The 11,078-nt window shown below is 55.0% G+C and carries 11 protein-coding genes; 4 read left to right on the top strand and 7 right to left on the bottom strand.

The window, feature by feature from the left end; genetic code table 11:
* Nucleotides 1-114 precede the first annotated feature (114 nt).
* The 4 genes from coaE to pilB are packed head-to-tail and all read right to left on the bottom strand — an operon-like array spanning nt 115 to nt 4,590.
* Entirely contained in the window at nt 115-705 is a 591-nt protein-coding gene (coaE, locus tag N645_RS16755) for a dephospho-CoA kinase (protein ID WP_036160576.1), read from the bottom strand.
* Nucleotides 706-708: 3 nt separating this feature from the next.
* Nucleotides 709-1,572, bottom strand: coding sequence for an A24 family peptidase (locus tag N645_RS0107375; protein ID WP_238559222.1), 864 nt, complete (start codon nt 1,570-1,572; stop codon nt 709-711).
* Between the two features lie 10 nt (nt 1,573-1,582).
* On the bottom strand, nt 1,583-2,857 hold the full coding sequence (locus N645_RS0107370) for a type II secretion system F family protein (RefSeq protein ID WP_024460865.1): 1,275 nt from the start codon (nt 2,855-2,857) through the stop codon (nt 1,583-1,585).
* 5 nt (nt 2,858-2,862) lie between these two features.
* Nucleotides 2,863-4,590, bottom strand: coding sequence for a type IV-A pilus assembly ATPase PilB (gene pilB / locus N645_RS0107365; RefSeq protein ID WP_024460864.1), 1,728 nt, complete (start codon nt 4,588-4,590; stop codon nt 2,863-2,865).
* 455 nt (nt 4,591-5,045) lie between these two features.
* Here pilB and N645_RS0107360 point away from each other — a divergent pair, with 455 nt between their 5' ends.
* From N645_RS0107360 to N645_RS0107345, 4 genes are all read left to right on the top strand, one after another.
* Nucleotides 5,046-5,522 (top strand): pilin, encoded by a 477-nt coding sequence (locus N645_RS0107360; RefSeq protein WP_024460863.1) that lies wholly within the window; start codon nt 5,046-5,048, stop codon nt 5,520-5,522.
* Nucleotides 5,523-6,149: 627 nt separating this feature from the next.
* Nucleotides 6,150-6,656, top strand: a complete 507-nt coding sequence (locus N645_RS0107355; RefSeq protein WP_152521651.1) for a DUF6795 domain-containing protein — start codon at nt 6,150-6,152, stop codon at nt 6,654-6,656.
* Nucleotides 6,657-7,823, top strand: a complete 1,167-nt coding sequence (locus tag N645_RS17415) for a lipase family protein (protein WP_024460861.1) — start codon at nt 6,657-6,659, stop codon at nt 7,821-7,823.
* A gap of 263 nt (nt 7,824-8,086) precedes the next feature.
* Nucleotides 8,087-8,971: a hypothetical protein gene (locus tag N645_RS0107345; RefSeq protein WP_024460860.1), complete on the top strand. Its 885-nt coding sequence runs from the start codon at nt 8,087-8,089 to the stop codon at nt 8,969-8,971.
* 62 nt (nt 8,972-9,033) lie between these two features.
* Here N645_RS0107345 and N645_RS16745 read toward each other — a convergent pair whose 3' ends face one another.
* The 3 genes from N645_RS16745 to cysQ all read right to left on the bottom strand — a co-directional run bounded on the left by N645_RS16745 (nt 9,034) and on the right by cysQ (nt 11,019).
* The gene (locus tag N645_RS16745) at nt 9,034-9,474 is read right to left on the bottom strand and encodes a nucleotidyltransferase family protein (RefSeq protein ID WP_024460859.1); all 441 of its coding nucleotides are present in this window, start codon (nt 9,472-9,474) and stop codon (nt 9,034-9,036) included.
* 206 nt (nt 9,475-9,680) lie between these two features.
* Nucleotides 9,681-10,244, bottom strand: a complete 564-nt coding sequence (locus N645_RS18470) for a sugar O-acetyltransferase (RefSeq protein WP_304412287.1) — start codon at nt 10,242-10,244, stop codon at nt 9,681-9,683.
* Between the two features lie 4 nt (nt 10,245-10,248).
* A complete protein-coding gene (gene cysQ, locus N645_RS0107330; protein ID WP_024460857.1) occupies nt 10,249-11,019 on the bottom strand; it encodes a 3'(2'),5'-bisphosphate nucleotidase CysQ in 771 nt (256 codons plus the stop codon).
* Nucleotides 11,020-11,078: the final 59 nt, after the last annotated feature.

Raw genomic sequence — 11,078 nt, 5'->3', positions numbered from 1 at the left:
CCAGTATTGCAGAGGCCTCTTAACCTATGTTAACCAACCGGCAGTGGGCTGCGTAGCCGCGTAGGGCGGATCGGTCCGACGTATCGGAGCGGAGCGCATCCGCCGCTCCCCACCTCACACACTATACTTCCCATGCAACTCCCCAACCTGCCGCTTCAAATCCGCCAAGCCCCCACTGTTATCCAACACATCATCCGCCCGGCGCAACCGCTCCTCCCGCGACATCTGACTGGCCATGATCCGCCGAATCTGCTCCGGGTCAGCACCGTCCCGCGCATTGGCCCGCGCCAGTTGAACCGCTTCCGGCACATCCACCACCAGAATCCGGTCGACCAGCTTGTCCTGCCCGGTCTCAAACAGCAGGGGAGACACCAGCAGTGCGTAGGGGCCTTGCGCCGCAGCAAGCCGCGAACGCAACTCGCGGTTGATCAGAGGGTGCAGCAAAGCCTCAAGCCAGGTTTTCGCGTCGGGATCGGAAAAGATGATGGTGCGCAGGGCTGGGCGGTTCAGGGTGCCTTCGGGCGTCAGAATATCCGGGCCAAAGTGCTCGGCAATGGCATTCAGCGCAGGTTGGCCGGGTTCGACCACCACCCGCGCCATATCGTCCGCATCCACGGCCTCAATGCCTTTTGCCTGGAAGGCCCGCATGACGGAAGACTTGCCGCTGCCAATGCCCCCGGTAACGCCGATAACCCGTTCCGCCATGATTCAGGGAGCCGCGAGCTGAAGGTACTGTTGGAGCAGGCTGTCGCCCCAGATAAAGGCAATCCAGCCCGCAATGGCCAGATAGGGGCCGAAGGGAATGGGGATGTTTTTGTCCCGGCCCAGAATCAGCATCATGCTGATGCCGATCACCGCGCCCACCAGGGACGACAGCAGTACCACCAGGGGCAGCATCTGCCAGCCGAGCCAGGCGCCCAGGGCGCCCAGCAGTTTGAAATCGCCGTAGCCCATGCCTTCCTTGCCGGTCAGCAGCTTGAACAGCCAGTAGATGGACCAGAGCGAGAGGTAGCCCACCACCGCGCCCCAGAGGGCGTCCTCCAATGGCACAAAGCCCCCCAGATGATTGACGATCAGCCCGAGCCAGAGCAGCGGCAGCGTGATGACATCGGGCAGCAGTTGGGTATCGATGTCGATCATGGTGAGCGCAATCAGCGACCAGGTGAGCACCAGTGCCGCCAGGCCGACGCCGGTCACGCCAAACTGGTGAATCACAAACAGGCTCAACAGGCCCGTCACCAGCTCAATGATCGGGTAGCGGGCGGAAATCCGGCCTTTACAGGCCGAGCACTTGCCCCGCAGCACCAGATAGCTGATTACGGGTACGTTCTCCCAGGGCTTGATCCCGTGCCCGCAATGGGGGCAGGTGGAATTGGGGGTGATCAGGTTGAACGTTTTCTGCGGCTCCGGTGGTGCCTGCTCCAGCAACTCACAGCACTGCGACCGCCACTCCGACTGGAGCATTTTGGGCAGGCGATAGATCACCACATTGAGGAAACTGCCAACCAGCAGACCTAAAACAGTGGCGCTGATGAGCGCCACTGAGGGGTAGAGAACGAAAACTTCGGATATGGAGGACACGTTAAATAACCGACCCCATCTGGAAGATTGGCAGGTACATGGCGATCAGCAGGCCGCCGACCAGAACGCCGAGCACGGACATGATAATGGGCTCCAGAAGTGAGGTCAGGCTGTCGACCATGTTGTCGACTTCATTTTCGTAGTAGACCGCAACTTTCTCCAGCATCTCATCCAGAGCGCCGGATTCTTCACCAATAGCGGTCATTTGAATAAGCAGAGCGGGAAACATTTTCTGCGAGCGGACTGCCGTATTTAACTGAATGCCGGTAGAAACCTCTTCGCGAATCTTGTAAATGGCATCACTATAGGGCCGACTTCCGGCGGCGCCTGCTACCGAAGTGAGAGCATCAATCAAGGGTACGCCAGCAGCGAAAGTCGTGGAAAGTGTGCGGGCGAATCTTGCCATTATTGATAAGTAAAGAATTTGACCCACTACAGGTATTTTCAGGACGTACTTGTCCACGGCGTAAGCGAATGCCTTAGAGCGTCTTCTGGCCTCTTTGAATACGAAAACCAGCGCAATTATGCCCACAAGCACATGAAACCAATAGGCAATCATAAGATCAGATAAGCCCATTACAAACTGAGTAAATGCTGGCAATTCTGCGCCAAAACTCGTGAACGTTGAAGCGAATGCAGGCACTACTTTTATCAACAGAACTGCTGTCACAATGATTGCAACAACAACAACTGCAATCGGGTAGGTCATTGCCTTTTTGATTTTTGCTTTTAACGCTTCCGTCTTTTCTTTATAAGTGGCAATCCGATCCAGCATGGTTTCAAGTGCACCGGATTGCTCGCCAGCCTCTACCAGGTTACAGAAAAGATCGTCAAAATACTTGGGATGTTTGCGAAGCGCGGCCGCAAACCCGCCGCCCGCAGCCACGTCCTCGCGAATCTCCATTACCAGCTTGCGGACATTGGGATTGTCCAGCCCATCAGCGACAATCTCGAAAGACTGCACCAGCGGCACCCCGGCTTTCATCATGGTAGCCATCTGTCGGGAAAAGACCGCGATATCGCTTGGTTTGATTTTCTTGCCACCGCCACCAAACAGGGGCTTCGGCTTTTTACGAACCTGATTGGCTCGAATGCCCTGCTTCAATAACTGGGCCTTGACCAGAGCAGGGGTGACGCCTTCCAGCTCACCTTCAATTTTATTGCCTTTTTTGTCCAGGCCTTTATAGATGTAAGTAGCCGACGTAGAGCCTTTCGCAACCGGCTTTTTGCGGGTCGTTGTGGGTGCGGCTTTCTGGGCTTGGGCGGTAGTGGCCATAAGCGTTAATCCTTGGTGACTCGGTTGGCTTCTTCAAGGCTGGTCAACCCTTGCGCCGCTTTGCGCAGGGCTGAAATCCGCAGGTTATTAAAGCCCGCCTCTTTGGCGGCTTTGGCAATTTGCAGGGAGTTGCCTCCCTCCATTATAAGGCTGGCGATGGTCGGTGTGATGCGAACCACTTCATAGACCCCGACACGACCCTTATAACCATTGGTACACTGTGCGCAGCCCACCGGATGATATAGCTCCAGTTCGCTGCGGGGAATTCCGATCTCATCGAAACCTTCTTCACTCAGTACGGCATCGGGAATATCCGTTGCGGGCTTCTTGCAGCTCTTACACAGTCGACGGGCCAGGCGCTGAGCGATAATCAGGCTCACGCTCGTGGCCACGTTAAAGGCCGGCACGCCCATATTGAGCAGGCGGGTCAGCGTTTCCGGGGCGCTGTTGGTGTGCAGAGTGGAAAGCACCAGGTGGCCTGTCTGGGCCGCCTTGATGGCGATTTCCGCCGTTTCCAGGTCCCGAATTTCCCCCACCATCACCACGTCCGGGTCCTGACGCAGGAAGGAGCGCAGAGACTCGGCAAAGGTGAGCCCCACCCGGGTATTGACCTGAACCTGGTTGATCCCCTCCAGGTTGATTTCCACCGGATCTTCCGCGGTGGAAATATTGCGTTCGCTGGTGTTTAGAATATTCAGGCCGGTATAGAGTGACACCGTTTTACCGGACCCTGTCGGCCCGGTCACCAGAATCATGCCCTGAGGCTGTGCCAGGGCATCCATGTAAAGCTGCTTTTGATAATCCTCGTAACCGAGCGCATCAATGCCCATTTTGGCGGAGCTGGGATCGAGAATCCGCAGCACGACCTTCTCCCCAAACAGGGTAGGCAGGGTATTCACCCGGAAGTCGATTGCCCGGCTCTTGGAAATCTTCATCTTGATCCGGCCATCCTGGGGCACCCGGCGCTCGGAAATGTCCATCTGGGACATTACCTTCAGGCGTGCTGCGAGGCGAGTCGCGAGGTTGATTGGCGGCTTGGCCACCTCCTGCAGAATGCCATCGGTGCGAAGCCGCACCCGATAGGCCTTTTCATAGGGCTCAAAATGAATGTCTGAGGCGCCGCCCTTGATGGCATCCAGCAAAATCTTGTTGATAAAGCGGACGATTGGGGCCTCATCTTCTTCTTTGCCTCCCTCATCCTTGGGAGCCTCGGGTTCTCCGCCCTCAGTTTCCAGGCCATCCAGGGCATCATCGTCCAACCCGCCCAGGGCATCCCCAATGGACTCCTCTTGGGCATTGACATAGCGCTCAATGGCAGCGGCCAGTTTGTCGGCCTCCACCAAAATCGGGTCAGTATTTAGACCTGTATTGAATTTGATCTCGTCCAGCGCGTGTAGATTGGTCGGGTCGGCCACTGCCAGAAACAGCCGATTGCCCCGCTTCATCAAGGGCAAGGTATGGTGCTTCTGGATCAGTTTCTGGTCCACCAGCTTGGTAGGAATAGCGGTGGTGGACAGGCTGTCGAGGTCGAATACCGGGGTGCCGAATTCATCAGCGGCCACCCGGGCGACGGTGGAAGCATCGAGAATCTGATGGGTGACCACATGCTGCACAAAAGGCACGCGATCACGTGCCGCCTGGGCCTGAGCCTGGCTCGCCAAATCGGAATCCAGCAGGCCATCGTGGACCAACCGGCGTGCCAGGCCGCTGAGGGCGGGTGCGGAGGTATTCATAAATGCCTGATTTCCAAGAGCTTTTATTCTGTTCGCTGACAATGTGCCACGGCTGCTAGAGGCCGGCCGGTGGCGTTAAAGTCAAAGCAGAATCTTAACTGTATACGATAAGTCCATGGGATATCTACAATTCTAGCGCAGGAATCGTTCTTGGTGTTTTTACACCCAATCCCCAGCCCTGAGGCAGAATGTGATGTGGTTCACAATATTGAGAATCGAGGAGTGGCTCTGTCTGACTGTTTGACCAGGGAAAGCATCGCCCGACCGGTCGGGGTGACAAAAAATGTCACTAGGGGGCGGGCAGTGTCCAGGGGTGTCGCAAAAATCATTATTTTAGAGGGTGCTGGGTTGATTGTGGTGTCGGTTATGGCTCAGGTGGTGGGTTTGGGCGGTTTGGCACAGCTTATGCAAACTTATTCCTGTCTGTAACTTTTCCACCAACGGAGATTCAAAGCATGAAACAGATGCAGAAAGGTTTTACTTTGATTGAACTGATGATCGTTGTAGCGATTATCGGTATTTTGGCTGCGGTAGCAATTCCTCAATACCAGAATTACATCACTCGCTCGCAAGTTAACCGTGTGATGTCTGAGGCTGGCCAGCTTCGTACCTCTATTGAAGACTGTATTTTGAATGGTCGGCTTACTGTGGGAGTTGCTGCTGGAGAATGCGATCACGGTGCTACTGGCTCCAACTTGATGACAGGTGGTGCTTTGGCAGACCCCGCTGCTGCGCTGCCAGCGGGAACCGGCGTGCCCGTAATCGCCTCTCCCTTGACCCCTACAAGCACCATCATTGCTAACTTTGGTAATAACGCAGCAGCCGTTTTGACAGGTGATTCTTTGACTTGGACGCGAGACGCCAGTGGTACTTGGGCTTGTACAACTACAGTGGATACTCAGTTTATCCCGAATGGTTGTACTGCTCCTTAACGGATACTGGTAGTCAGCGCTACATAAGCGCATATTTGTTAGAGAGAAATGCAAGAACCCTCGCCTAGGCGGGGGTTCTTGCATTTTAGGGTGGCTGGATAGTAGTTCTTTCGGTTTGCCAAGCTTTTGAGTGTTGATTAGATAACTGACACATGCCGGTCACAACAACCGCCTTAGTTCCCATAGGTCCATCGATATATTCTGTTCTTACTGCTTTGAGTCAACAGCAAAAATCCAGGATCAAATAAACTTATCCGGTTAAAGCTTGCCGACCTGTCGGTCGGTGCTGAAATAGGAAGTCCAATGCGCTCCCCTTTTCAGATAGCGGCTAAATTGAGTGATAGTTGGCGCGTAATATTCTTGCCGACATTGCTGTAATGGCGTTATATTTCAAATTAAACGTCAACAAGGCGTTCGACGTTTACTAATTTTAGACGCCAGACCCTTTGGTTTGTGTGATCTAACTCTCAAGGCGAAGGCGTGTCAGGTTGGCACAGGGATTTTCAGGGACACCGTAGCTGCTTTATCCAGGTTTCTCTCCTTGTAAGACTATCCTGCTGAATATCCTGACTATAACCGCGAAATGCCGATGATTGGTGTCGTTGGAGTATTTGTAGGGGCTGATTCTTGAAAATTGTCAGTGTTTTCGTGGCGAGCGTTATTTTTTTGTTTTCGGTGAATGAGGGACTATCCATGTCGATATTTTCTAAAGGAGAAGACGTTGAGGCGGTCCTCTTTTCTCCGCTTCAAGGTCAGCTTACCTATCACGGTGAGCCAGCTTCCAATGCCGATATTAGCGTTTGGATAGCGTGGAAAGACCAAAAGGGTGAGACATTTCATTATAAGTCGGATGGGGATGGCTACTTCTCTATTCCTAAACAGTCTGTGTTTATAAAAGATAGTCCGTTTTCTCAGCTTTCAGTGGGCCAAACCGTAACAGTAGATTTTGAAGGTCATAGCTTTCTGATTTGGAAGGCGGGTAAGTCCAGTCCGCACTTATTTGGTGAGTTGGGCGGCGAGCCGGTCGGTTTGACATGTGAGCTGTCTCGCGATGATATGGATGCTCATCTTGAGTATGCCTTGTTAGAAACGAAATGCGTTTGGAAGGATGTTTTGACAATTAAGGAGGAATAGATGGCTGTTGGTCCAAGCGATGCGGCGCTTCTGGCGAAGAGAATTTATGATGTCCAGAACCCAATGTTTGTTGATACGTTTCTTAAACTGCCACCGTTCAGACGAACGGGTTCAAAGCGTCTTTCTGCCCACCTTAAGGCTGAGGTCGGAGGGCGAGTTTTGCTGAATCATAAAGATGGGTTCGGCATTTGCTCGGAAGGTGGTGATCTCTACAAGAACGAAGTGTTCTTGGTGTTTAGAGGTACGACAAAAGAGAATAAAGGAGCTGATTTCCTCACCGATGCCAGAATCGGCATTACCAATAACCAGGCTGGCCTGCCCGTTCACTGCGGATTTCATCATTGCTTTGCCAGTATGCTGCCCGCCCTCAAGGCGTTTTTCGCCTCCTTGGGAGGCAATATCAAAGTGGTCCACTGTGTGGGCCATAGTCTGGGAGGCGCGGTGGCCTCTCTGGCAGCGGATTGGGTTGCCAGACACCTCAAGTATGCGACACGGCTCTATACGTTCGGGGCGCCACGGGTCGGTACGGACTGGTTTGTGAAAAGTACCACCTCCGCTGTTCAGGGGGTGAATATGCACCGGATCTATCACAAGACGGATCCGGTGGCCATGGTGCCTTTATATCCGTTTATGCACGCCCCTTATAACTTTCCGGGTCACTATATACACTCTCATGAGCCTCTGCTGTCAGGCGACGCTCACCGAATGGATCGCTATGTGACGTCTGTGAAAGGGAAGTCCTGGGATTCGATCAAGGGAAACCCCGAGCCACCTTATACGCTTGAGAGTGCCATTGAGTCCTGGCTGGAATCTAAAACGCCGGTGTACAGTTCGTCGCCAACATTCTGGCGTTGGTTCGATTCGGCGCTGATTTATGTCATCAAGAAAGTCGCCATGGCGACGTTGGTGACGTTTCAGGGGGCGTTTGTCGGGATTTTTACAGTGGCGGACAAAATGGCCTACCTGTTGGCGAAGGGCATAAAGATGGCCGAGCACGTCGGCTATTGGGTGGAGCGCCTGATGCGAAAGATCATGCAGGCTTTGGGGATGCGTGCCCCAGAGAGTAGAGAATCGCTGACAGAGGGATTGATTCGCCATGTTCTGCGACGGTTGATGGCTCAGTCAAATAAAGATGCTCGAAACGCGATTCAGAAGTCAGATAGCTGAGCCCAAGGGATGTGACTAATGGGGGAGGACTGGACCCAAGGGTCGTAAAGTGCGGAAGGCAGCGTGTAATGTGTAGACAAAGTGTGCTCACCTTTCATTAGTGTAAAAAAAGTTATGGTAGTGTGATTTTTATTGGCTCTTACGACGCCATACTGCTAAGCGCCGGAAACAGTACCCGATATTCGGTCCCCGCTGAAGTTTCTGACGCGTTGGAGCGGGCTTACCGGGATGTTGTGATTGAAAAGATAAATGGATGATGCTTAATGGAATGGATTAAGTGGGCCGGCTGGATATTCGGAGCACTGTTTCTTATCGGGTTTGTGCTTATGGCGGGCCTGTTTTTTTGTATGGCTTTTCAGGGAAAGCTTACCGAGATCGTTGTACGTCGGATGAAGGACTTTGTTCTGGAGGATGCTTGCTTTCGCCTGGCTGAAGATAAATCGCACGCTTACCCTCCGTTGCCCCGCGAATATCAGCCCGGATCCGGAGATGTTGCCGGCGCCCGTGAAGTGTTGTTGACCCCGAGTGGCACGCTGGAGGAGGGGAAGAGGGTGTACGACAGTAGCTCAAATTGCACTGTCAGGCTGCTTGAGCCAACAGATGATGTCCAGGGAAAGGTGTTCCATCGCAACGATGTGTTTGCGCTTGAAGGTGCTCGTATTGGTCGGACGCTGCACAGCTTTTCTGAGCCTCGCTTGAGTTATACGGGGTATGTGGGTGGCGTAAGCCGTCATTGGTTTGTTTTAGAGGGTAACCCTGAAAACACGATGGGCGTGCGCTCAAAGCTTTGGCAGGTGTCACACGCCGATTATTCTCGAGTGCTGTTATCTGAATCACCCTATTACAGCTTTTCTCGGCCGCCGCGCACGTTTCGGCCGGATGGTTTTAATGGCGTGGTGTTGGTGTATTACGTGGGTAGCGTTGATTATGGTTTCGGCGGTGACTGTAGTCGGCCCAAGTATAGTGTTATCCGGCTTTATTCTGACCGCTATCCTGAAGGGCATGACGTGGCGCGACTGTCGTTTCGAGCCGGTACCATCGTCGACGTTCGATATGAACAGGAGGCGTTGGTGCTCTACGGCGATCCTACACGGCCAGGAGAGTCACCGAGTCGTCGGCCGCGGGTTTGGCACTTGCAGGCAATTTGAGGGGATCGGCATGTGGTTTGTTTTTGGAAATAACCTCTGCCTCCGATAAGGCCCGGAAAGCATCATAGGCAAATGCGGGAACGTGACGCCCTTTGGTTTTCAGGAGTTGTTTGGTCTTGCTTATAGACATCGTTCCAGTAGTGTTCTTCCAGATCGCGCCAGGTTCGGCTTAAAAAATGAAACCAGGGAAGCCGGGTGATCAGGGGGCGCCCTTCCTCGGCAACCGCTCCTCTCATGGCCAACCCCGCCGTCGGTAGCTCCACCAGATCAATGGCTTCTGGCGGGACGGACAGCCAGTTGGCGAGATCCAGTCGCAATGTTTCCGTTTGGGTGAGCGTGCTCCAGGTATCGTTCGGCGCTTTGGGCCACTGGATGGCAAAATCCCAGTCGCTGTTGGGATGCGCGTCTCCTCTGGCCCGGCTGCCGATAAGCGCACAAATTTCAAGCTCCGGGAAACGGTTGGCTAGGTGGGCGCTCAAGCGATCAAGGTCATTGTTTGTCATAGCCGTTGCGGGTCTGGTTCATGAGGTTATGGCTTGATTCTACGGGGCGGAGTGGCGGGCGGCAAGTTGGGTGGGGCGTTATTAACGCGGCTTGCGTTCGTCTTGGTTGGGGTTTCGTTGTCACAGTGGGCGGGCAGCGTTTCGTGTAGTTACGGCGGGTGCGCTTTGCTTACCCGCCCTACGCGGACTCTTTGGGGAGCTGAGTTTTAGATTGGGCGGATGATGCGGGCGGGGTTGCCGGCGGCGAAGTGGTCGGCGGGGATGTCTTTGGTGACTACGCTGCCGGCGCCGATGACGGAGCGGTCGCCGATGGTGACGCCGGGGCAGATGATGGCGCCGCCGCCGATCCAGACGTCTTCACCGATGGTGATCGGTTTGCCGGCCTCCAGGCCCGAGGCGCGCTCTTGGGCGTTCATGGGATGGGTGGCGGTGTAAACTTGGGCGGCGGGGCCGAACAGGGTGCGGGCGCCGATGTGGACTTCCGTCACGTCGAGTACGACGCAGTTGAAGTTGAAGAACACCTTTTCGCCCAGGTGGATGTTGTCGCCGTAATCGCAATAGAAGGGCGGTTGCATCCAGACAGTGTCGCCGCCGTCGGGAATCAGTTCGCGCAGTAGCTGGCGACGCTTTCTCACTTCGTTATCCCGGCTGGCATTGAGGCTTTCGAACAGCAGGCGCGCCCGGCGACGGGCGGCGCAGAGTTCGGCATCCATGGGGTCGTACAGCGCCCCCGACAACATTTTCTCCCGCTCGGTTTTGTGGTTGCTCACAGCATCAGGCACCGCGGGCGATAAAGAAAGGGTTCAGGACCGACTCTTCCTGATTGTAGCGCAGCGGCTCGCCGCTTTCGGCGACGTTCAACTGCCCTCCAGCGCCCAGCAATACCGCGTGGGCGGCGCCGGTGTCCCACTCGCTGGTGGGGCCCAGGCGGGGGTAGAGGTCGGCTTCGCCTTCGGCGATCAGGCAGATTTTCAGGGAGCTGCCCATGCTTTTGATTTCCGGGGCGTCGAAGTCGTCCAGAAAGGCCTTGAAGGCGTCGCTCTGGTGCGAGCGGCTGCCCACGATGCGCCAGCCGGCGTTGCTTTCGGGTGCTTTACTGACGGTGATTGGGGTGTTCTGTCCGTTCACGGATTTCCAGGCGCCTTGAGTCGCGGTGCCACCGTGATAGGTGCAGCCCAGCGCCGGTGCGTCCACCACGCCCCAAGTGGGTTCGCCGTGCTCGATCAGGGCGATGTTAACGGTGAATTCGCCGTTTTTCTTCACGAACTCCTTGGTGCCGTCCAGGGGGTCCACCAGCCAATAGCGGTCCCAGGTTTTGCGCTCATCCCAGGGGGCGTTTTCACTCTCCTCGGAAAGGATGGGCAGGTCCGGTGTCAGGCGCTGCAGGGCGTCGACGATGACGCGGTGGGCCGCCAGGTCCGCTTCGGTGAGGGGGCTGTCATCGTTCTTTTGATAGACCTCGAAGTCTTTCTGGTAGACGGCCATGATGGCGTCGCCGGCGGCTTGGGCGGCTTGGATGATGTCGGAATAAGGGATGGTTGGCATCGTTAGGTAAAGCTCCTTGAGGGGGTGGGTGCCGAACGTGTTGGAGGGAGTATACCGAA

It is taken from the genome of Marinimicrobium sp. LS-A18 (genome assembly GCF_000463525.1).
Lineage (GTDB): Bacteria > Pseudomonadota > Gammaproteobacteria > Pseudomonadales > Cellvibrionaceae > Marinimicrobium > Marinimicrobium koreense.
The sequence above is the reverse complement of the archived record's forward strand: the minus strand, read 5'-3'. Positions and strand labels throughout refer to the sequence as shown.